Source organism: Micromonospora sp. KLBMP9576, assembly GCF_050941805.1.
Lineage (GTDB): Bacteria > Actinomycetota > Actinomycetes > Mycobacteriales > Micromonosporaceae > Micromonospora.
The window spans coordinates 2,518,196-2,540,450 of the sequence record NZ_CP194567.1; the positions used below are offsets into that span (position 1 = coordinate 2,518,196).

Here is a 22,255-nt window from a genome sequence, read left to right on the forward strand (position 1 = left end):
ACTGGCACGCGTATGCCGCCCGCGCAGCCCGCCACCTGGATGGTTACTCGAGTGGTCGCCTGACGGCGCCGGGCGAGCGGCATCCGCCGGCCCTGTGATGGGATACGGCGCATGATCGAATCGCAGGCGCCGATGTTGGAGATGCTGTGGGAGCCGCGCGACCCTCGCCACGCGCTCGACGAACGGTTCGGCTTCGGCGATTCAGAGTCGGCCGGCCGCTGGGTCGCCGCGATGCTGAAGGAGCACTGGGGCGTTCGCATCGACTCCTGCGAGCGAATCGTCATGAGCGGGGGCAACGCGATAGCTTGGGTCGGCACGCCGTCCGGCCGACTGCTCGCGAAATGGTCGGTAGTGCCCGAGCGTTTTCCGCGTTTGATGGAGACGGCGCGTCTCACGAGCTGGCTCGACGGCCGAGGGCTACCGGTTTCGCCGCCGGTTCCCGCACGAGAAGGCCGCCTCCAGGTCGAGGTCGACCGTGTCTCGATGGGCCTGCAGCGCGAGATCGTGGGCGACCTCCTCGACACCGCTGATCTCAACCAGGTGCGGGCGGCCGGACTCATACTCGCCCAATTGCAGGACGCGCTGGCCGCATACCCGGACGCCGATCACCTTCTCGCCTCCGCCGTTTCGTTCAAGCCGTTGACGGCCCGGATCACCGACTGGCTCGACTCCCGCGCCGACCATCTGCCGATGGCCGCTCGTGACACGCTGCGCGGGCTGGTCACCAGCGCACCGCCCGACCGGCTTCCTCACCAACTCGTCCATTTCGATATCCGCTCCGCCAACATCTTGTGGGCCCGCGGCGAGGTCGTCGCGATCCTCGACTTCGAGGAGGCCCAGCATGATCACCGAATCGTCGAGCTAGCCCGCGCGGCGGTCCTGCTCGGCACCCGTTACCACAACTGGGGGCCAGTGTCGGCCGAAGTCCGCGCAGAATTCCTTACTGGCTACCAGTCCGAGCGTCCGCTGACCCCGGCCGAGGCGGGCTGGTTGAACATCCTCCTGCTCTGGCAGGCCCTGGCGATGGTGCCGCCTGGCGACGACCCGACCGGGTGGGGACCGTCGGCCTTGAGTCAGCTGAGCCAGGAAACCGCAAAGTAGTTCCGGACGATCGCAGCTCGCACCGTCCGGAACTACTTTGCGAGCCGCTGGTCAACGCCCTGATCATTGGCCTGGAGCTATGGGGCGCGAGCCGACAGGTCCGGCTGCCCGGCTGCCAGCACGCGGGGCCCTGCAACAACTGCCTGCGCTACGCCCCTCGTGTGGCGGGAAAGGTCATGCACGCGCTGCAGCAGCCACGCCAACTCACCCTCGACCTGTTCGGTGCCTGCACCCCGGACGCCGACCAGCACGCCGGATCCGCCTTCCCCGCCCGCCTATGTCGTCGACCGCGTCGTCCATGCGGCTATCGCCGCCCGGTGCTGCAGCCATCAGGCCGCCCGGGTCCCAAGGTCCGGCCGCTGGCCAGCGCCGGTAACGGTTCCGCTCACCGGGGCGTTAACGGCCAGGCGTAAGGCTCGTTGCCGTGAGCACCGAAGGCAATGTCAGCGCCTCTGGCCAGGCCCGGCACCGGGAGCACCTCAGCCCCGGCCGGCCCCACCGGATCTATCCTCGGCTTTCGGACAAGGAGAGCGCTCTGGTCGCTGAGGCGGCCCGGCGAGCCGGTCTTACGCCAGCGGGATACACGGCGCAGGTGGTGGTCGGCGCAGCGCGCGCAGAAGAGCCGGCCACGGGCCTGTTCGGTGACCTGCGGGAGTTGCAGCGAGAACTGTTCGCTGCCCGCCGTGCGGTGAACATGTTCGGCTCCAACGTCAACCAGGCTGCGGCGGCCGCGAATGCGACCGGGGATTTGCCCGGCTGGGCTGTCGAGGCGGTGCAGTTGTGCGTGCACGCCGTCGTCCGCCTCGACCAGGTGACGGCACTGATTGACCGGCGGTTGCGGTGATTTCGCGCGTCCACCGTCGCGGCTGCCGCGTCGGTGGGTTGCTGCGCTACCTCTACGGGCCCGGGAAGCAGGAGGAGCACGTCAACCCTCGGTTGGTCGCGGCGTGGGACGGTGCCGGGGAGCTGGCCGATCTGGAGCCGGAGATCACCGCCTCGGGTAAGCGGGACTTCCGGAGGTTGACCGCTCTCCTGGAGGAGCCGGTGCGCGCGGGGATCCGTGCGCCGGCGAAGCCCGTGTGGCATTGCTCGATGCGCCTGGCGCCGGAGGACCGCGATCGGGTGCTTACCGACGGCATCTGGGGGCGTATGGCCCGGGAGATGCTCACCGAAGCGGGGCTCGCCACGCAAGCGGATGACCCGGGCCTGCGGTGGGTGGTGGTGCGGCACAACGACGACCACGTCCATATCGTCGCCACTCTCGTGCGCGAAGACGGCCGCACGAACTGGGCCCGCAACGACTACCCCAAGTGCGTGAAGGCCACATACAACGTCGCCCGCCGCTACGGCCTGCGCAGGCAGGTACCCCCGGCCGACCGAACCGCACACCGGAGGCCACACCCGGTGGAGGTCAACAAGGCCCGCCGCAAGGGCTGGAGCGACACCCCTCGCGACGAGTTGCGACGGCGGGTCCGCACCGCCGTCGCCGTCGCCGGCAGCGAGCTGGAGTTCCTCGACCGGCTGCGGGAGGCAGGGGTGCTGATCAGAGTGCGTTGCAGCACCGTCAACGCCGATGAGATCACCGGCTACGCCGTCGCCCTGCCTGGCGCGGGCACCGGTGACGGGCAACCGGTGTGGTTCTCCGGTGGGCGCCTCGCTCCGGACCTGACCCTGCCGAAGCTGCGCCGCCGGTGGGGCGACCCGCCGCCGGCCGTCGGCCCACCGTCGGGAGGTCGGGTCACGGCCCGCGCCCAAGCCCTACGCGACGCCGCCAGCGTCACCCAGGCGGCGGCGGAAGAGATCCGCCGCAGCGCCCGCGAGGACCCCGCGACCGCCCAGGCCACCGCTACCGCCGCAGCCGACGTGCTCACCAGCCTGGCGTACGCGAGGGAAGGCAGCCTGCGTGGGCCGTTGCACCGGGCGGCGGAGGTGTTCGACCGCGCCGCGCGCGACATGTACGCACGGACCGCGCGCACGACGTTCCGCTCGTACGAGCTACGAGCGATGTCGCGGCAGGTGGCGCTCATGGGCCGTATCGCCGGAGACGAGGACTCGGTCGCCGCGATGGCGCTGGTGCTCGATATGGCCCGGCTTGCCGACGCGCTTGAGTACCTCCGCACCGCTCAGCAACGGCTGCACCAGGCGAAGGCAGCCCGGGACGCAGCCCAGCAACTCCGGGCCTTCGCCGCCGGCGGACAGCCGCCGGTAACGACGCCGCTCACGGTGGCGGCAACGCCCAGCCCAACAGTGGACAATGCCCGCCACGCCCCGCGGGCTCGGTAACGGAAGGAGCCCAAAACGATGCAACCGCAGCACGATGACCCGGTCGACGAGGCCAGACAGAAGGCGATACAGTTCTTCGGCGTCGTTTCCACCCTCAGCGAAGCCGTCGCCCGCTTCGCCGCAGTGGGCATCCAGCGCAAGGCCGCCGAGGAGGAACGCGCCGCCGGCCGGGAGCGGGCCGCCGAAGCGGCCAGCCGCGAGGCCGACCGGCTCGGCGACTCCGTCCGCGCCGACCGGGAGCGACTCGCCCGCCGAGTCGACGGCGCGTGGCTGAAAGACGCCACCCTCACCGAGGTGACCCAGCTATGGCGTACCGCGACGGTGCACGCCGCCGCTGGTGACCCTGTCGCGCAGAAGCTCGCGGGGCTCGCACTGGACCGCCTGGGCGAGCTGCACCCGCAGTGGCGGGCCGCGTACGACCGGCAGCGGGCAGCTGGAAAGTCCGCCCCCGACGCCGCCCGCGCCGCAGCCCACGAGGTCTGGGAGAGCGAAGCGACGAGGGCCGGCGCCAGCGGCAGGCCGGCGCGACCGCACGGTGGCCCCGAGGGCCCGAAGCTGCGCGCCGGCGCAAACGGGAAGGCGCTACCCGCTGGTGGGCAGGCCCTCAACGACCTGGACGCCGCCGTACGCGCTGAAGCAGGACGGCTGCTCGCCGACGTCAGCCCCGAGGCGCTGGATCGACTACAGCGTGACCTGCGCGCCAGCGGCCGGGCGCCAGCGGCGGACAGCCTCGGACTGGCACGCCAGTACGTGAGTGAGGCCCGCAAGGCAGGCGTACTGACGCCGGTGGTCGCCGATGCCATCAAACGCGACCTGCTGGCACGCGCGGACGAGGATCGGGCGCAGGGCCGCGCCGTCGCCGGGACGCCGGACCACCCGCGCACCGCAGGCGACGAGCACAACGAGGGACAAGTTGTGGCTGCAGAGCACTATGGCTTGGCCAGCCACGACGAGGCCGGCGCGCAGCAGCGTCGCCTGGGCAGGACTTTCGCCCCGCTGGTCGTCGGCGGAAAGGTGGACCCCGTCGTGGCCGCCAAGCGACCGGCGACCGTGGTACCGAAGCGGGCCCGTGCGGTGACCCGATGACCCCCGAGGAAACCTCAAGGCTCTCCTTCGACGAGGTGGACGGGGCGCCAGAGGACCTCATAGCCCAGGTAGCGCTGTTGACCAGGCAGGTCGCCGAACTTCAGCAGGTTGTCGCCGACCGCGCGGCCAGCGGCGGGGAGGGACAACCACCGCTGTACGCGACCGTCGAGGAGTGGGTCCGCGACTACCTCCTACCGGGATATCCCCGACCGGTCGGCGAGGTCGGGCTGGTGCGGTGGCACTGGTGCGAGCAGTGGTGGCGCCACGACGAAGCCGTCACCCGGCTGACCGCCTTGTGGTACGGCTGGGAACACGCCCGGCTGGAAATGACCGGCATGCTCGGCTGGCTACGCGAACTGGACCACCACCTGCCGATGCTGCTCGGCCCCGACGGGCCATTCCGCTCCTGCGCCCCCGGCATCGACGGCAGCACTGCCCGACACAAGGCGCCCACTGTTGCCCCCCTCGAGCAAGCGCCAGAGCAGTGGTGGGACTGGTGGGATACCGAGTAGGCACGAAATCTGAAACTTGCCCCGCGGGCTCGACAGAGAGGAGTGCAGCGTGAATCTTTCCGACACGGATTTCATCGCGACCCTTCACACCGCCACCACTGACGTCCGAAGCGCAACTCTCGCTGAGAATCTCGCCGACCATGCAGCACTGCTCCTGGTCGGCGAAATAGCCGCCGAGTTGGCGGCCCGGGCCAGGCTGGAGCGCCGTGGCACTGACCGCTCTCGACGTCAGCGAGCGGCTGTACCCGGAAGCAGCACTGATGGTGCTCGACGTGCCGCCGGCCCGGCGCCGACGACATCCTCGGCGCGCTCGTTGAGCGGAGCCGCGTCTACCGGCAGATGATCAGGCCAACCAGGCTGCTCCACCTCCCGCGCGGCGACTACACCGTGCACTCCGGAGTGGCCGCAGCGGCGCTGACCCGACGGCAAGGCAACGACTGGCGCACGCATACTCCAAGGGATGCGCGTTGCTATCGCCTCATCCGGCAGCGTTCCTGACGTCCTACAGCGGACGGCAGGGAGGACCGGGCAGCACCTGGCCACCGCGGCGCTGCAGCTGGCAACCGCATGCGACATCCTGGCCAACCACGTCCCTCCCGGGCAGACGCCCGCTACCCAAAGGGCGCGGATCCGCATCGGCGCCGGCAGTCGAGCCACCCTCGGCGACATGGGCAGTCTTTTGCAGACGAAAGTCCTGGTCGACGCCGCCACGCCCGCCAGGCTCGGTGCCGCAGGCTCCCGGTTGCAGCATCGGAACTCTCGCTGTCGGCGGTTCAGTGGGGGGCGTCCTTGCCCTCCACTATGGCCGTAGCGTGCGTTAGTCTAGGAACCTGCACGGCGTGATCACGTAGGTGACTGCACTCGTGGCTCTTGGCCATGGGCTGTGGGCGGGGTGCGAGCCCTCGTCGCGCCACTTGAGTGAGATCATCACCGTAGAAGTCCATTGGCTGGCCGTGCAGCCAGTGCCGGGCTTGCGGAGTAGCGACCCTGCCCTGAGGCGATACTTCTCAGTCCAACCCCACGTCGCCCTACTCCGTCAATATGACCTGCCGGAAAAGCTGTGGATCGTCCCGCATGCGATAAGACCGCGCGACGGCTTCCATCAGCTAGCTTCCCGAGAAATTCTCCCTAATGAGGTTGCACGCACTCCGTACCCCGAAATCGACTTGGTGGAGGGCATTAGCGGCAGCGTCACCTCTGTGTCGGCCGACCTATTCCCTGGCGATGTGCTCATCACACACATTGCCGCACGGGCAGCCTCCCCGTTCCGGGCAGACCTACGATCTTTCCTGAGGAAAATTGCTGCGCTGCGAACGGCCAAGAGCGTGTCGGCGGTGGATGGCTTGGTCCGCAAAGTTCGCAATCTTGCGTCAGGAGACCGAAAACATTCGGCCGATCACGGCCGCTACGATCCATATTTCGTCATGGCAATTCGTCTACCTCAACGCCCGGAAGATTTTGATCAGACAATCGACTCCTTGAGGCCAGATCTCACTGCCTTGTTGATAGGCGCAAAGGACTCCAGCTTTCTTACAAATGATCTCGTTGATCGAGTCAGTTCCGCGAACGAGGCGCTGAACACCAAGGCCTCTTCAGAGTTGCTCCTGCTCAACAGGCAGGGAGCCCTGTATGTCACACCAGCCGGCGAGTATCGAGGACCACACCTAAACCGGCTGCGTCGGACAAAGGATTTGGCAACGCTTGCTTGCTATGCCCGAGCCCTGCTCCGCGACGGTCATGATTTCGCAACTACACAACCAGAGCTAGCAGAGTTTCTTGTAAAAAAGCTGGAGCAATGGATCGATTACCCTGAACTGACTTTTGACGCTAGCGTCTCCCATACGTTGACCTGGCAATCACTAATGGAGCACATGCTGCTCGAGGACCGCCTCGCCGCATGGAGAAAGTTCTTTGAGGGTAACCAAATGCGGAGTTCGTCAGGAATGAACTCGAGAAGCGATGCCTGGTGGTCGGCGGAGGCGCTCGATGTAGCGCTCAGACGGATCGCGGGGGCAGAGAAAAGTTGAGCGTCGATTGCGATCGTAGTGGAACCACGCTGAGGCGGTGCCGCTAGACAATAGGAAGCATTGAAGTCGGCGCAAGGGTGGGCAGCGAGAGTCATTCCGGCGCAGCAGCCCTCGACCTGCCCCGACTGCGGATTCGGAAGAAGTATGTTTGTCAACCGTGCGATTAAGTGGACACGTCATCCTCTGCCTACAACATGCCGCCTTGTCGGTGCTATGCCGTACCGTCGCCAGATAAGGAAGCGGCACAAGGAGGCCGGCTGTGAGTTCCAGCCAGTACCGAGGACAGTTGGACCGCAAGCGCAAGCAGCGGATCGAGGCCGAGAAGAAGGCCGGCGAGTATCGCAGCAAGGAGACACAGAAGCGGACTGAGGCGGCGAGGGCTCGCGCGGCGGCGGCTAGGACCAAGAGCATCAGTATGGTTCAGAGTAAGCTCCGCGAGGCGGAACGCCGTGAGAGTGAGGCCGCTGCTGCCGGCAAGGAGGCCGGCCGGTGGCACGACAAGGCGTCCCGGTATGCAAGGGAAGAGCTCGCGTTGCAAGGCCAAATCGCCCGGGCGGAGAAATCCGAAGCGGATGCTGCTGAACGTCGTCGCAGGCGCGAGCAGCAGCAGGCCGAGCGCAGGGCTGCCGCTGACCGCGCTGGACTGGAGCGTCGGATGAGCGAAACCGAACTTGCTGTGGCGGCAACTGCCCGCCAGATGCGACCCCCCAAGCCGGAGAGGCTGCGCGTCCTGATCCTCGGTGCTGCGTCCGAGGGGGACCTCCGCGTCGGGCGCGAGCAGAAGCGCATCCGAGCAGCCGTGGAGTCGGCGTTGCATCGTGATCTGGTCGAACTCGATGTCCGACCGGCTGCCACCACCGCCGACCTGCTTGACGGCATCACAAGGTTCCGACCACACGTCGTGCACTTCTCAGGCCACAGCCACCATAACCTGATCGTGTTTGAGGACGAGCGAGACGAACACCACGAAGGCGTCATCGTTACCGCCAATGCCTTCGCCGCTGCAGTTAGAGCAACCGACGACCCCCCATTGCTTGTGGTACTCAACTCCTGCCACTCAGCTTCTCAAATCGACGACTTGGTTGCTCGGGTCGCTCCTTTTGCAATCGGCATGGCAGACGAAATCGACGACGGCGATGCCATCACCTACGCTGCACAGTTCTATGCTGCCGTCGCCAACGGCCAGTCGATCAACTCAGCCCACCTGTCAGGCCAGGCAGCGCTTGAACTCGGCGGCCTAACGGGAGCTGACCTTCCCACACTTGCGTGGGCTGACGACGCCGACCCGACCGTGGCGTTCCTAGTCACGCCCCCAGCGTAAGCCGAGCACGTAGCGGGGTCTGGACACGTGGTGTGCTCCCTACACTGGGGCCGCACTTCGAAGCGGCGGGGTGGCGCGGGGCGGTACCGGACCTTAGCCCCTTCATCGAGGCGCCGTCCCTTTACGCGGCGATCTGCGCGGTAGCGGCCGCTGGCAGGATCGGAAAGGGGGCGAGCGGAATCGCGTCTCGCCCCCTTATGCCTGCTCAGCCGTGCCGCTGACGTGGGCCGCGCTGACTAACATACGGCGGTCCAGGCCGAGAGGGGCCGGCAGGCGTCCGAGGAGCGGCGGGTACGGATCGCAGCACCGGAAACCCTTCAGCGGGCGGGGGGCGACCAGCGTTTGAGGCAGCAGGACCGCTTTCGAGTCCTGCGGGGAAGTCACCGATCCGGTGCAGTAGACCGTCCGCGGCGTAGGTCATCACCGTGCCGATACCGTCGTGGGACCGCTCGGCGATCCGGGTCCTCTCGACGATGTGCTGCGCCAGCCGGTACCCCTCACCAGGGTCTGCCGTGTCGAGCACTCGGGGTGAGAGGATCCGCGCCGCCTCGTAGCGACCCCCAATGTCGTCGAGCAGCTGCGGGCTGCGGCCGAGCAGGCGGTCGAGGTGGTGGTCGACGACGGCGAAGGCCAGCGGCCGGGTCTGGTGTCGCAGCGCCGCGCGCAGCTGCGCGCGACCGTTGGGCCGGGCGAGCAGGTCGGCCGGGTCAGCGCCGGCCGCGAACTCGGCGGCGAGCAGCCTGCCCTGCCCGCCCGGGCGTCGTAGCAGTGCGAACGCGGCATCGGCGGCCCTGCGTCCGGCCGGGTCGCCATCGAAGGCCACCACGATCGCGTCGCGGCATCCAGGCATCGAACGGAGGATGGCGGCCTGGGCCGCGCCGAAGGCCGTGCCGCACGGTGCGACCGCGACCGCCCCGGGAAAGCCGGAGCGAGAGTACGAGAGCCAGATGGCGATCGTGTCCGCGGGCCCTTCGACGAGTACCGGCCGCCAGCCGGCCCAGATGCGGTCCTGCTGCTCAGCCTCGCCGAAGAGCAGCTTGTCCTTGCGGTAGAGGGGCGACTCATGAGTGTTGAGGTACTTGGGAAGCTGCGGGTCGGCGGCGAGGGATCGGTTGCTGGCACGGCCGATGAACGCCACGACGTGTCCGTCGGGATCGCGGATGGGAAAGACGATCCGATCCCGGAACACATCGATCAACCGGTCCGGGCTGTCGCGGGTGGGTTTGGATAGCCCCGCGACCACAAGGTCCTCGGGAGAGAAGTCCATTCCCCTCAGGTGATCGGTCAAGGCCGTCCAGGTCCGTGGCGCGTAGCCAACCCGCCAGGGCCATTCCCTGTCGACCAGGGTGCCCAGGGCGCGGCTGGTCAGGTAGCGGCGCGGCTCCTCGGTGGCGGCGAGCTGGCCGCGGAACCAGGCCACCGCGGCTTCGTTGGCGGCAAGGAGTCACCGGAGGTCGTGCTCCCGGCCGGTGTTGCCCGCTCGGACTGGGTCAGGGGAGGCCATCACGACGTGGTCGCCTCCTCAGGACGCGTCATCCCGTGGTGGTTCCGGTTGGCGTTGGCGGTGATCCGTGCCTCGGCGGCGGTTGCCGCTGCGTTGAGCTCTGCGGCCAGTGGCCCGGTGTACCAGGGCCGCAAGTCCAGCATGACGGCCCGGATGCCGGTGGCCAGCAGTAGCGCGGTGCCCTTGGGCATGGCGCGAATTTGGGCGGCGTCGAGGATGCGCTGGCGCCGTACCGACGTCTGCCAGGAGGTGCCGCCCCGACCGTCGCGGGTGCGGGAGGCCACGGTGATGTCATGGTCGCCGACGAGACGGGACAGGTCCTCGGCGAACTTCGCGTCGTCGATGCCTGCGCCCACGAGTTTCGCTGTGGCCGCCGACCAGAGGGTGTCCATGCCCTTGTCGCCCCAGACTCGGGCGCCCTGCCGGTATGACTGCAGGATCGTCAGCGGGATCACTCCCCGGCTGCCCAGGTGCGAGTACAGGTCAGGGAGGTCGCGGATCTTGCAGATGTTCGCGGCCTCGTCCAGCACCGCGACCAGGGGCGGGTCGAGTCGGCCGCCGCGCAGCTCGGCGGTGCGCACCGCCTCACGGAGCAGCTGGTCGGCCAGCCCGGCGACGAGCGGGGCAGCGTTACCGGCGCCGTCCTTGCTGAGCAGGTACATGGTGTCTGCGCTGCCGGGGAACGTCCGCACGTCGAGGACCGGCAACACCCGATGCTGTGGCGGGGTGACCCAGGCCATGATCTGCGGGTTGGCCAAGCAGGCGGCTGCGGTCCGTGCCGTCTCGTACAGGCCTTCGCGGGTCTCCGGCGCGCCGGCCTGCCGGCCCGCCAGGGCCCGCGCGGACGCGGCGTACCCGTGGGTCTGGAGGATCTCGCCGGGCTCCCGCGCGGTGGAGTCCGACAGCCACCGTTGCACCGACGTGAGCGTGCCCCCGTCGAGCGCGGCCGCCAGGATCAGGGAGGTCAGCAGGTCCAAGGCGCCGAGGATCCAGAAGTCGTCGCCGCCGCGGCCGTTGCGAATCTGCTGAACGAAGTGGTCGGCCAGTCGTTGAGCGTCCTCGACCCCGCCGACGGCTTCCAGCGGGTTCCACCACCAACTCTGTTGTTCGTGGGTGATGGCCTGTGGGTCGAACACCCAGACCCTGCCGTGCTCGGCGCGGTGCGCGGCGGTGACTGCCCACAGATCCGCTTTGTTGCTGGTAGCGACGACCGGACCTGGCGCGTTGATCACCGCCGGGACCGCCAGCGCAGTGGTCTTGCCGGCCCGGGGCGCCATCAGCGCCACCAGGACGTCCTCCCAGGAGGCATACAGGATCGCGCCGCTGCCACGTCGACGTCGGTGCCCGCCCAACATCAGCCCCGCCGAGCCCGGTTCGATCGCCTTCGCCGGCACGTGGGCGAGGCTGGGGCGCAGCCGACGCGCCCGCTGGGCGACCTCCGGCAACGTCATCGGGCGCACCTCCGACGGGGTAGCCAGCGACGGCAGCGGGTCGTCCGCCGGCGGCCGGCGGCCCTGCCACCACAGCCAACCTGCCGTTACCGCAGCCACCGTGACCGCCAGGATGACGGCGTAGATCACCGCTACCAGCGGCGGCGGCACGCCCGGGAACAAGGTGGCCCAATCGGCTGCGAACAGCGCCTGCACGAACGGACCGCCGAAGCGTGGCCCGGCCGCGTTACCGGTAACCGTTGCGGCGATCCGCCCAGCGAGCCAAGACAGCCACACCAAGACGATGGCCCCCCAAGCCAGGCCGAGCACCATGAACGGGGTCTGTAGCCCTCCGGCGTTGCCGCGCGGTTCGACGGGCTGGGTGCTCACGGCTGCGCCTGCCGGATCGCGCTGTCGGTGTCGTAGAGCTCCCACTCCTCACCGACCAGCGACAGCGCCACCGGGAGGCCGGGCCGTTCACCGGTCTTGACCAGATACTTGCCACGGCCAGGGTGCACGCTGCCGGCGAACCACGCTTCCGGCGCCGCCCACGACGACACCAGATCCCGCTCCGGCCCGGACAGGCGGATGACCTCGTTGACCCGGGCCAGTTCCCGGGGCGGCAGCCCGGCCAGGATCTTGATGGCGGACCGTTCGATGAAGCCCTGCGCCTTGGCGCGGTCCTCCTCTGTGGGCAGGGCGTCGAGGTCTGCCAGCGAGTGGGTGACCATGACCGAGGCCATCCCACGCTGCCGGTTCAGACGGGTCAGCGCGTCAGCGTGCTCGACCAGCCCGGACGCACCGCGTAGGGCCCGCCACAGCTCGTCCATCACCCCGAGGTACTGCCGGCGCGGGGCGAGACCCTGCTCGGCGAGCACGGCGGCCGCATCCACCATCCCGAAGCCGTAGCCCCACACGCACAGCATCGCGGCCGCGACGAGCTGGTCGCCGGCGGCGGCGACACGGGAGATGTCGACGCTGACCGCCGGAGCGTCCAGGTCCAGGGGCCGGGTGGTAGGCCCGTCGAACACGCCGCGGAGGCTGCCCTCGCACAGCAGCGCGAGGGTCGGCACGAGCGCGTCGACGCGGCGGCGGTACTCCCCGTCGTTGCGGGCCCGTGCCGCAGTGCGCAGCTCGTCACTGCCGGCCTCGATGAGGGCAAGCACGTCAGGCACGGTCGGATCGGCTTCGGACCGTTCGGCGAGCACGTCGATCGCCCGCCCGAGGACGACCTCCTCCGGGTTGTCGATCTGCCTGCCCCGCACGAGGGCGCACAGGGCCAGCAGCAGCGACATGCGGCGGCCGCGGATCTCCAGGCGCAGCTGTCGGGCCTCCGCGGCGCCCATGCGCTTCATCGCCGTACCCAAGGGACCGGAGTCGAGGGGGTTGAGGCGGTCGAGACCGCGGCCGATGCGAATGACCTGCCCGCCGAGGTGCTCGACCAGGCGGGTGTAGTCAGGTTTGGTGTCGCCGAGGATGAGCGCCTGCGTGCCGGTGGCGGTCATGCCGGTGATCAGCCGCTTGACGATGGTGCTCTTGCCGACGCCGGGCTGGCCGAGCACGAACATGCCGGGGTTGGTGATGAGGCCGGCGCGGAGCCATTCGAGGGGGTCGAGGCAGACGACCTCGCCCCACAGCATGTGTCGGCCGATCGGGGTGCCGAGGGCCGGTGCTCCGGAGCCGGCGACGAACGGATACAGCCCAGCCATCTGGACGGTGGTGCCCTGGTATTCCATGCCGGGATCGACGTGGCTGGCGCGGCCGGCGCCCGGGGCGCGTACTCCCCATGCGGGGGCAAGACCGGCGGTGGTGGGTGCCATCGGGATTTCCTCCAGTGGGGGCGGTGGTCAGCGGGGCCAGTGGCGGGACAGCTGCGGGGGACAGACACCGCATGGCAGCGTGGTGGCGAAACCCGCCGCCTGGCTCGCCCACATCCGGCGGAATCTGATCTTCGCGATGTCGGCGCGTGACTCGACGTCGGCGACGGCCTTGCCGAGGTCCTCGGGGTTGAGGACGGTGACGGTGCAGAACAGCGACATCAGCCCGACCCCGGCGCCCACCGCCTCCTCGCGGGCGGTCTGGTTGGCGCGTTCCCGGTCGGCGAGGTCGCGGGCGGACTCGTCCCGCTTCTGCGCCCGGTGGTAGGCCTGCCGGAACTGCGCGGCGTTGACCTCCGCCTCCACGACACGGGCCGCATCGCCAGCGGGCAGCGGCCGATAGATCAGGCTCACCCGCTTCGGATACGGGCCGGGCGCCAGCAGCCGCGCGAGAACGTCGGCGTGTACCGACTGCCGCGGTGCCTCGTGCATCGACCAGGTCACCGATGTGCCGGAGTCATGGACGTAGCGGTCGACGTGTTCCTCGGCGGCGACCGGGCCGGCGGAGTCCCAGTCCAACCACCGGGCCAGATCGCCGCCGCGCGCGCCCAGGCGAGCGACGTCACCGCGGATGACGGGATCGTAGGCGGTGCGCACGATCGCGGTGACCTGGTCGGCGGTGGCCCGACCAAGGACCGTCAGCCCGCAACTGCCCAGCGAGTCCTGCAGCCCGGTCAGGGAGCGGCTGATCTCCGCCAGTGCCTCCTCGACGCCCTTCGGTTTCGTCGGAGACGCCGCCGGATTGAAGGTGATGCTGACACGGGTTCCGACGTCGGCAGCGGCAGCGGGGGACACCTCCACCAGGCGCTGCAGGATCCGCCTCGCGGCGGCGGGACCGTGCGGCATGATTCGGCCGGAGACGTAGTCGGACAACCGGGAGCCAGGGTCGGGTGCGGTGTCGACGGTTACCGCGATGTGCTGGACCGTGGGTAGGTAGCCGAGGTTGGCAAGCCAACCTCCCCAGTTCGCGACCCACGACGCGGTGGCGTCCGGGTCGGCGAGCCAGGTGGAGGTGGCGGCGCAGCGCAACGTCACCGTCATGCTGCCCAGCCGTCGGTTGTAGACGACGCCGTAGTTGCCACCGGCCTCGTCGGCGACCGTGAGCACGGTGGTCGGAGCGAGGACACCGGGCAGCTGCCAGGCGCTCTCACCGACGGCCATCACCCCGGACCGGTAGGAGGTGTAGCCGCGGGTGGTGCCGATCAGCCACCGGACGCGCCGGATGATGCCGGTGGCCAGCGGTACGCCGTCCCAGCGCAGCAGTAGCAGGGCGATGGTGGCGACGGCGGGAGCCGCTACCCACGCCAATGCGGTCATGCTGATCGACGCGGCGATCAGCAGCGAGGTGATCGCCGCGAACACGGTGAGGGTCTGTGCCGGGCCGAGGCCGAGTAGGCCCATGCCGCGGCTGCGCCGCCAGCCACCGTAGGTGCGGATCTGCTGGTCAGTGGTCATGGTGGTCACCTGTTGTCCTGGGTAGTGGAGGCGGCCGCGTTGGCGGCGGACTTGGCGGCGCTGCCAGCGGCTTGGGCTGCCATGACGACGCCCATGACGACGGGAGCCGCGGGCCCTGTCGCGGCCGCGCCGGCTCCTGCGGCTGCCGTCGTGCCGCCCCCGGCAACGCCGCCCGCGGCGGCAGTGCCACCTGCGGCGCCGCCGACGGGAGCGGCGCCGGCGGCGCTTGACGCCCCAGCACGGGGCATTGCCGTCGGCGTGACGGGGACGGTGCCGGTCGGTCCGCCGCTGGACGTACCGCCCAGGCTCGTGTCGAGGTAGCGGGCGTGCTCGCCGGCGCTGGACCCGCCGGCGCTGCGCAGCGACGACGCGGCGTGCAAACCCGCTGCAGCGCCGGCGGCGGCCATCCCGGCGCTGCCCCCGCCGGAGGCGATCGCGCCGGTCGTCCAGGTGAAGAACTTCATCATCGTCGGGAGCGCGACCACGGAGAGCACCAGCACCGCGAGACCCATGAGGAAGCTGCGCCCGTTGCCGCCGGTGAGGATGTAGCCCGTCGCATACACGGTCATGGCGACCGGCTTGAACGCGATCAGCGCGATTCCCCAGCCGGTGACCTTCGCCAGCCACCGGCTGGTGCCGCGCATGATCGAGCCGGTGGCCGCCAGCTGCAGAGTGCCGGCGAGGATCACCACCGAGCCCTCGCGGAAGATCATCAGGATGGCCTGGACAGCGGAGAGGAAGAAGACCAGGCCGCCGATGAAGATCGTCACCAGGGGTGTCACGCCGGCAGCCGGTAGGAGCATGGAACCCAGGGCCGCGCTGAGCGCGTCGAGGGGCGGCCGGTTGGAGCCGTTGATGATGGCTCTGTCCAAGATCCACAGGGAGTATGAATCCGAGGCCTTGAGTGCGAGGTGGGTTCCACCGATGCCGATGGCGCCCCACAGCGCGCTGGTCCACACCCCGCGTACGGCTTGCAGCATCGGCTCGCCCTTGCGGGTGATGACCATGGTGATGCCCTGCCAGATCAGGCCACCGACCATGACCAGGACCGTGATCGGCAGGAAAAACCCCCGCAACTGCTGAGCGGGGCCGCCAGCGGCGTTGCAGTCAGCGAGCCAGCCCGCAGGGTTCGGGTCACCGGCGCACAGATCCGTGGAGGGCACCAAGATCCAGGACGCCATGACGGTGATGACCCACTTGATGGCGTCGTTCATCGAGCCCGCGAGCCCGCCGAGGAACATGTCGGTGACCGAGCCGCCGATCCTCTCGCTGACGCTGCTTTCCGCACCGGCGAAGACGCCCGCGCAGCTCACGGGCATAAACGGGTTACACATGATCACCGTCCAGGGATGAAGGGATGGAAGCCGTCCGGGCTGCCCGCTCGCGACACCACCGTGCTGAAGTCACCGCCGGCCGGAGCGAGCAGCGCCCAGTCCGTGCCGGTCCACCGCACCTGCACGGTCGTGGCGGCCAGCAGGGGATTGCCCTGCGCGTCACGGGCCTCGGTGAGGAGCCGCACCGACGCCGCCTGCTGGCTGTAGTTGGTCAGCTGGTATCCGCGCAGTACCGCCTCCAGGCGGCCGACCGGCTGCCCGTACGGGACGTTGGCGTTAGCGCGCAACTGGACGTAGTCCTGCCCGACCTTCGACCGCATCGCCGGCGCGTCCGCGCCGACGACCTGCGTCTGCAGGGTCTGGTCGAACACGCCCGGCCCGAGCTGTGGGGCGCAGCGCACCGTGATGTGCACCGCGGCGAGAACCGCGCCGGCCTCGTCGTGACTGAAGCGGCGGGCTGCACCGCCGTTGGTGTCGAGCGGACCGGCCTGCCCGGACACCGGCAGAGAGATTCCGGCGACCGGCATCCACTTGAGGTCGGCAGGCAGTACCACGGCTCGGGCGGCGGCCTCGGGAACGTGAGTAGCGGTAGTGGCGCCCGCCTGCTGTCCAGCGGCGGTGGGTCCGTCGCGCATGACGGCGACGGCCGCGACACCGAGCGCAGTCGCCGCTGCGGCCGCCAGGGTGACGGCGGCGGCCCAGCGGCGGGTGCGGCGCCGGGCGCGGTCGATGACGTCGTAGGTCACTACCGCAACACCGCGCTGACAACCAGGGCACCCATGGAGCCGAGGGTGAGACCGCCGAGGACCCACGGGATGCCGGCCGCGCCGTCGGCGGCCAGCGAGGACCGATTGCGCCGACCGACGGTCATCATGATCCCTGAGGCGAACAGGCCAGCGACCCCGCCGATCATGAGGACCCACTTCATCCAGCCCAGGAACATGTCGCCGAAGGTGTCCAGGCCCTCGGGTGCGACCGGGGCCGGATTGGGCACCTCGACCGGCTTGGGCGCGCCACTCGGAGAGGGCGCCGCGGCCAGGACGTCGACCGCCCCCTGGGTGTTGTCGGCCGCGAACGCGAGCAAGGTAGCGAGCACTGTTGTCTCCTCAGCCTCGTCGGGGTGTCGCACCGGGTGGTGCGTCTGCCGATGACCTTGGCTCTGTGGCGCTGACGGGACCGTTGCCGCTGGAGTAGCCGGCAGCGTTACCACCCCTCGTGACCTGCGGTGGCAGCGGTAACGGCGCTACCCGGGCGGCAGCGTCACGCCATGTTCCCCATGAAGATCACGCCGCCGGGTGCCGGCGCGCTCGGCGCCGCGATGCTGGTGGCAGCCGTGGCTGGCTGTGCGACCCGCCCCGCCGCCCCCAGCCGACAGAACACTGCCGCTCAGCCGACCGCCGCCGCGCCCTCGGTCGCGCCTCCCGTGGTGCCGCCACGTGACCCGAGGGCCGACTACACCGATCCGGCGCACGTATGCCAGGCGTTCGTCACCGCCCTGTACCGGGTCGACACCACACGCGACGCCGGGCCCGGCGACGCCTTCGCCCGCGCGTCGGCCTACGCCACCGGGGCACTGGCGGGTCAGAGCGCCGCTGCGGACCGCGACGGCCGATGGGAGACGTGGGCTGCGCACCGCGTACGAGTCGATGTCCAGGTACGTCCACAGCCGGATATGCACCCGCAGCACGACAGCACCATCTCGGCGCACCGGGCCGTCCGGCTCACCGCGACACCGGTCGGCGACGGCGGGTGGCGCGGCTGGACCGAGCACAGTGTCGTGTTCTGCACCCTGCGCGCCGGAGACAGCGGCCAGCCCGGATGGCGGGTGGCGCACTACGACGTCCAGCCGGTGCGGCAATGAACGGCAGCACGGCGTGGAAGTGGGGCGCAGCCGCCCTGGCCGTCGCGTTCCTCGTACCGCTCACGCTGGTCATGGTCGGCGGTGTGGCGGTGGTGGCGTTGCCCACGTACCAGTGCACCGTCGTCCTGCCGTCACCCTCAGCTAACCCTGCCGAAAGCGCGGCGGACGTCTCCTGGAACCCGGCGCAGGTCGGCCACGTCGCCACCATCGTGCGGGTCGGCGCCGAGAAGAACGTGCCGTCGAAGGGGTGGACGGTTGCCGTAGCGACGGCGATGCAGGAGTCGACACTGCGGAACCTCGCCAACTCGACGGTGCCGGAATCCCTGAACATCCCCAACGAGGGCGTCGGACGCGACCACGACTCCGTGGGCCTGTTCCAGCAGCGGCCCGGGTGGGGCACCGTCGCGCAGCGCATGACCCCCGACTACGCAGCCGGGAAGTTCTACGACGCTCTCGTCAAGGTCAACGGCTGGGAGCACATGTCCCTAGCCGAGGCCGCCCAGGCGGTGCAGGTCTCCAGGTACCCGGACGCGTACGCGAAGTGGCAGAGCGAGGCCCAGCGCCTGGCGCAGCTCGTCCGAGGGCAGTTGGGTATTAGCTGCAGTGGGGGCGCGACCGGCGAGTGGCGGGTGCCCCTGCCCGAGGGCAGCTACAGCGTCGGTGACGGATGGGGCGCCCCGCGGGGGAACCGCGCTCACAGCGGGATCGACCTGATCGCCCCCACCGGCACACCGGTCCTGGCGGCCGCCGCCGGCACCGTCACCTCCGCCGAATGCACCAGCGCCTACTGCGACCGCCCCGGCAACCCAGACCTACCCGGCTGTGGGCTGACCGTCGAGATCCAGCACGCCGGCGGGATGGGCACCACCTACTGCCACCTGGTCTCCCTAAGTGTCGCCCCCGGGCAGGCCGTCGACGTCGGCCAGGAGATTGGCCGCGTCGGTTCCACCGGCCACTCCAGCGGGCCACACCTGCACTACCAGATCCACCGAAACGCGCCGCCGATCAACAACCAGACGGCCCAGGACCCGGCAGCCGTCATGGCTGACCTAGGCATCCGTTTCTGACCCCCACCTCCTGTGACTGGAGACCAATGGACCAGATCAAAGCCTGGACGATGCTGTTACACCTGCAGTCCCGCATGCCCGGGATGTCCATGGATCGGCTGGCCGTACCCATCAGCCAAGCGCTGACCGGACGGGTGCCCACGTCACCGGCCGGCGAACGCGCCGTCGTCGACGCCGCGTGGAAGCCCGGCTACCGGAGCGGCGCGGAAGCCGGCCACCGGCGAGCCGTGGAAGGTTTCCAGAACGCTGCCTTTGACGCCATGTCCCGACTCACTCGCACCGGAACCGACGACCCCGACGCCCGCAACCTCCTGTGGGCGGTGGCAGAAGCCGCCACCGTCATCGGCCGGACCGGCCCTCAGAACACCCCCGGCCGTGCCCGCGAGAGCGCCCACGCGGCCGCCCGCACCGACTACCCCGACCTGAGCCCCATCGCCGCAGGTGTCGTCGCCGGCTGGAACCACGGCCAAATGCAGGGGCGGCAGGACGGCCGCCACTCCACCAGCCAAGCGATCTACGCCGACCTGCTCAGGAAATTCGGCGAGCACCAGATCAGCAGGACTCAGATCGACGGACGACCCGCCGTGGACTGGTTCGTCCACGTCATCGGCGGAGTCCTCAAAGCCCCGCCCGAAGAACCCACGCTCCCATCTTTCCCGGTCGCTTCCAAAGTGGCCGCCGCGTTCCGGCCCTTCACGGCCAGCCATACCGCCGCCCCCACCGTGAGTCCGGCGGCTTCCGTTCCTCAACCGGAATCGCCCCGGCGAAGCCGCTGACGGATTCCCATCCCGGGCTCGCCGCCCCGCCACACCACGCACCACCACTGAAGGGACCGCGATGAGTATTCAGCCGCAACTCGACCGAGACGCCACCATCACCGCGCTGCAGGACCAGATCGACGACCTCACCGCGACCTGCGAGGCGCAACAGCGCCAGCTCGACGCCCAGCAGAGACTCATCAACCAGCTTGCCACCCGGATGGGCCTGCCTCTGGCCGGATCGGCGGGACGGTGACATGGCTACCCGACGAGGGACGTCGCCAAGCGACAAGCAGCGAGAACAATGGGCCGGCGAACGACGGGCCAAGCTCGCCGACCTCCACGAGCGCGTCGTCGCGGAGGTCGGCAAGATCACGGACAGCGATCAGTGGCGCCGGTGGCTTCAGTTCGCCGCCAAGTTCCACGGCTACTCCTTCAACAACGTCTTGCTGATCATGGCGCAGCGCCCAGATGCGACGTGGGTGGCCGGCTACAAGCGGTGGAAGACCGAATTCGGTCGGCACGTGCGCAAGGGTGAGAAGGGCATCGCCATCCTGGCCCCGGTCACGAAGCGCGTGACGGACGACCCACAGGAAAGCTCCGAGGACCGCAGCGAGCCCACGAAGCAAGACCCTCAGCTGTCGGCAGGGGAGCAGACCGCCCAGCCGGCGCGAGTCCTGCACACGTTCAAGCCCGTGGCCGTCTTCGACATCAGCCAGACCGAAGGTCCGGACATCGATGTGCCCGGCGGACCTGCGTTCGCTGACGTTATGCCCCAACTCCTCGAGGGCCAGGCGCCCGCAGGGTTGTACGACCAGTTGGTCATGCTCGCCGAGGAGCGGGGATACACCGTTGAGCGCGGTGACTGCCGAGGCGCGAACGGGTTCACCGACTACACCAACCGGTTGATCAAGGTCCGAGACGACGTGGACGACGCCCAGGCAGTCAAGACGATGATTCACGAGCTCGGCCACGTGGACCTGCACACGCCGAGCGATTTCGGTTGGGAGACCACCTGCGGCTGCCGGGGCGAGCGCGAGGTCGAGGCGGAGAGCGTCGCGTTCCTGGTCGCCGAACGCTACGGGCTGGACACCTCGACGTACACCTTCGCCTACGTCGCGCTATGGGCGCAGCGCGCCGCCGAGCAGACCGGCCAGAGCCCAGAGGGCATCGTGCAGGCCGCCGGCCAGCGAATCGTCTCCGCCGCGTTCCGCATCACCGAAGCAGTCGACATCAACGGCACCCCCAACGGCGCCACCGTCGCACCGGCGCTGGCCGCCCAAGTTTCCAACGGTGTACGCCGCTCCTCGGCGGCGCGCGCCACCGCCGAAGCCTCCGCCAGCCATGCGGCCGCCAGTATTGACCAGCCGCTCGTCGCAGCCGCGCGCGCGTTCCCGCCGCTTCCCCGAACGGTGCACGCCGACGAGATAGCTCCAGCCCTAGCCGCTGCCAACGTCGTCACCGCCCGGAGAGGAGCGCGCCTACCATGAGCCCACCCTGCCACGGTGGACTTCTCGGTGCGCGCCGTGCTCAGGACTCATAACCCGATCCTTCGTCATGATGGCTATGACGGCCGAGAGGGCTCCGCCGAGGCGGCCATAACTGGACCCACTACGGGGCGGTCTCGCCGAGAGCCAAGTAACGGTGCGTAAGAGCCAAGACTGCAGGTTTGCCGCACGACAGTGCGCGGATCTGCCGATGTTAGTGCGCAGTCGTGCAGCAGGGGGCTGACGATGTTCAGGTCTCGGACCCACACTGACGTGAGCCCACCCTCCGCACGGTAGAAGAGATACGGCCGTAGGTCGGGTGACATGGTCAGTGTGCGATACACCATGGACGGGTTGCCGACAGCGGCGAGGAATGGTTGTGAGGCGAGCAGGCCGCGAAGGCCGGAAAACGGCCATGGGGCACCGAGCAGTCGTCGGAGCTGGACCAGAATCGTCACGGCTTCCGGCGGCACCCGATCGACATAGATGTCGGCGCTGGTGGGCAGGTCCCAACTCGCCGTCGACTCGCTTCGTCTACAGCCAGGCAGATGTTCGATAGCAGGGCCAGCAGAGTTCACCCCGGCCAGGCCGCACCACCAGTCCACGTCAATTCTCAGCTCACCGGTCTCCAGCAACGCGCGCTCGAACCACTCGGAGTCGACCGTTGAAGCCACGCCGCGGACGGCGACAGCTGCGACCTCATCGGGCAGACGGACATCGTGCTCTTCGACGTAGTGAGCCAGGCCCTCAGGCCACACGAAATGCTCTCCATCGGTCTGCTCGGTGCTGCCGTTTGCGGCACCACAGAGTTGGCAGACGGATACGCCCGCCGCGGCGGCGAAGACCGTGCCGGATCGGAGGTACGCCGCAACAGCCCGTTGCAGAGTGACATCGGCGCCGGCAATCACAAAGCCGCAGACATCGGGCAGTCCTTCCGACACCGCCGGACCATCCCAGTATCCGATCAGCCTGAGAACCTTGGTCATCGTCAAGCACACCCCACGACCGAATCAAGGACCCTCACGGTAGCAAGCGGAGTTGACGGAGGCAGGGACGTGGGGGCGACCACACCGATGATCGACTGAACTGAGACGGAGCCGGCGTTAGTGAACCTCCACGCACAGACATCCGCACATGCCGCGAAGCGCTCGT

20 protein-coding genes are annotated in these 22,255 nt (G+C 69.2%); 12 read left to right on the forward strand and 8 right to left on the reverse strand.

Going from position 1 to position 22,255, the window contains the following annotated elements; genetic code table 11:
- Positions 1–111 precede the first annotated feature (111 nt).
- From ACQ452_RS11315 to ACQ452_RS11345, 7 genes are all read left to right on the forward strand, one after another.
- On the forward strand, positions 112–1,101 hold the full coding sequence (locus ACQ452_RS11315) for a phosphotransferase (protein ID WP_433392929.1): 990 nt from the start codon (positions 112–114) through the stop codon (positions 1,099–1,101).
- 424 nt (positions 1,102–1,525) lie between these two features.
- Positions 1,526–1,945 carry a hypothetical protein gene (locus ACQ452_RS11320; RefSeq protein WP_433392931.1) on the forward strand — a complete coding sequence of 140 codons (420 nt, stop codon included), beginning with the start codon at positions 1,526–1,528 and terminating at the stop codon, positions 1,943–1,945.
- Positions 1,942–3,384 (forward strand): relaxase/mobilization nuclease domain-containing protein, encoded by a 1,443-nt coding sequence (locus ACQ452_RS11325; protein WP_433392933.1) that lies wholly within the window; start codon positions 1,942–1,944, stop codon positions 3,382–3,384. Before ACQ452_RS11320 ends, ACQ452_RS11325 begins: the two co-directional genes overlap by 4 nt.
- Before the next feature lie 18 nt (positions 3,385–3,402).
- Positions 3,403–4,470, forward strand: a complete 1,068-nt coding sequence (locus ACQ452_RS11330) for a hypothetical protein (protein ID WP_433392935.1) — start codon at positions 3,403–3,405, stop codon at positions 4,468–4,470.
- Positions 4,467–4,982, forward strand: a complete 516-nt coding sequence (locus tag ACQ452_RS11335) for a DUF4913 domain-containing protein (RefSeq protein WP_433392937.1) — start codon at positions 4,467–4,469, stop codon at positions 4,980–4,982. The genes ACQ452_RS11330 and ACQ452_RS11335 overlap by 4 nt, the downstream gene beginning before the upstream one ends.
- A gap of 914 nt (positions 4,983–5,896) precedes the next feature.
- On the forward strand, positions 5,897–7,009 hold the full coding sequence (locus ACQ452_RS11340; RefSeq protein ID WP_433392939.1) for a hypothetical protein: 1,113 nt from the start codon (positions 5,897–5,899) through the stop codon (positions 7,007–7,009).
- 259 nt (positions 7,010–7,268) lie between these two features.
- Positions 7,269–8,330, forward strand: coding sequence for a hypothetical protein (locus ACQ452_RS11345; protein WP_433392940.1), 1,062 nt, complete (start codon positions 7,269–7,271; stop codon positions 8,328–8,330).
- 205 nt (positions 8,331–8,535) lie between these two features.
- On the opposite strand, the gene ACQ452_RS11350 is transcribed toward ACQ452_RS11345, so the two are convergent.
- The 7 genes from ACQ452_RS11350 to ACQ452_RS11380 all read right to left on the reverse strand — a co-directional run bounded on the left by ACQ452_RS11350 (position 8,536) and on the right by ACQ452_RS11380 (position 17,026).
- On the reverse strand, positions 8,536–9,750 hold the full coding sequence (locus tag ACQ452_RS11350) for a toprim domain-containing protein (RefSeq protein WP_433392942.1): 1,215 nt from the start codon (positions 9,748–9,750) through the stop codon (positions 8,536–8,538).
- An 83-nt stretch (positions 9,751–9,833) separates the two neighbouring features.
- Entirely contained in the window at positions 9,834–11,597 is a 1,764-nt protein-coding gene (locus ACQ452_RS11355; protein ID WP_433392944.1) for a type IV secretory system conjugative DNA transfer family protein, read from the reverse strand.
- Between the two features lie 53 nt (positions 11,598–11,650).
- A complete protein-coding gene (locus ACQ452_RS11360; RefSeq protein WP_433392946.1) occupies positions 11,651–13,084 on the reverse strand; it encodes a hypothetical protein in 1,434 nt (477 codons plus the stop codon).
- Positions 13,085–13,111: 27 nt separating this feature from the next.
- Positions 13,112–14,596, reverse strand: a complete 1,485-nt coding sequence (locus ACQ452_RS11365; RefSeq protein ID WP_433392948.1) for an SCO6880 family protein — start codon at positions 14,594–14,596, stop codon at positions 13,112–13,114.
- Positions 14,597–14,601: 5 nt separating this feature from the next.
- The gene (locus tag ACQ452_RS11370; RefSeq protein ID WP_433392949.1) at positions 14,602–15,936 is read right to left on the reverse strand and encodes a hypothetical protein; all 1,335 of its coding nucleotides are present in this window, start codon (positions 15,934–15,936) and stop codon (positions 14,602–14,604) included.
- The gene (locus ACQ452_RS11375) at positions 15,933–16,676 is read right to left on the reverse strand and encodes a hypothetical protein (protein WP_433392951.1); all 744 of its coding nucleotides are present in this window, start codon (positions 16,674–16,676) and stop codon (positions 15,933–15,935) included. Before ACQ452_RS11375 ends, ACQ452_RS11370 begins: the two co-directional genes overlap by 4 nt.
- The gene (locus ACQ452_RS11380) at positions 16,676–17,026 is read right to left on the reverse strand and encodes a hypothetical protein (RefSeq protein WP_433392953.1); all 351 of its coding nucleotides are present in this window, start codon (positions 17,024–17,026) and stop codon (positions 16,676–16,678) included. The genes ACQ452_RS11375 and ACQ452_RS11380 overlap by 1 nt, the downstream gene beginning before the upstream one ends.
- Before the next feature lie 171 nt (positions 17,027–17,197).
- Here ACQ452_RS11380 and ACQ452_RS11385 point away from each other — a divergent pair, with 171 nt between their 5' ends.
- From ACQ452_RS11385 to ACQ452_RS11405, 5 genes are all read left to right on the forward strand, one after another.
- Positions 17,198–17,791 (forward strand): hypothetical protein, encoded by a 594-nt coding sequence (locus ACQ452_RS11385; RefSeq protein WP_433392954.1) that lies wholly within the window; start codon positions 17,198–17,200, stop codon positions 17,789–17,791.
- Entirely contained in the window at positions 17,788–18,858 is a 1,071-nt protein-coding gene (locus ACQ452_RS11390) for a M23 family metallopeptidase (RefSeq protein ID WP_433392956.1), read from the forward strand. Before ACQ452_RS11385 ends, ACQ452_RS11390 begins: the two co-directional genes overlap by 4 nt.
- A 26-nt stretch (positions 18,859–18,884) precedes the next feature.
- Positions 18,885–19,634: a hypothetical protein gene (locus ACQ452_RS11395; RefSeq protein WP_433392958.1), complete on the forward strand. Its 750-nt coding sequence runs from the start codon at positions 18,885–18,887 to the stop codon at positions 19,632–19,634.
- 61 nt (positions 19,635–19,695) lie between these two features.
- A complete protein-coding gene (locus ACQ452_RS11400; protein ID WP_433392960.1) occupies positions 19,696–19,872 on the forward strand; it encodes a hypothetical protein in 177 nt (58 codons plus the stop codon).
- A 1-nt stretch (position 19,873) separates the two neighbouring features.
- Positions 19,874–21,106: an ArdC family protein gene (locus tag ACQ452_RS11405; RefSeq protein WP_433392962.1), complete on the forward strand. Its 1,233-nt coding sequence runs from the start codon at positions 19,874–19,876 to the stop codon at positions 21,104–21,106.
- 74 nt (positions 21,107–21,180) lie between these two features.
- Here ACQ452_RS11405 and ACQ452_RS11410 read toward each other — a convergent pair whose 3' ends face one another.
- The gene (locus ACQ452_RS11410) at positions 21,181–22,089 is read right to left on the reverse strand and encodes a hypothetical protein (protein WP_433392964.1); all 909 of its coding nucleotides are present in this window, start codon (positions 22,087–22,089) and stop codon (positions 21,181–21,183) included.
- Positions 22,090–22,255: the final 166 nt, after the last annotated feature.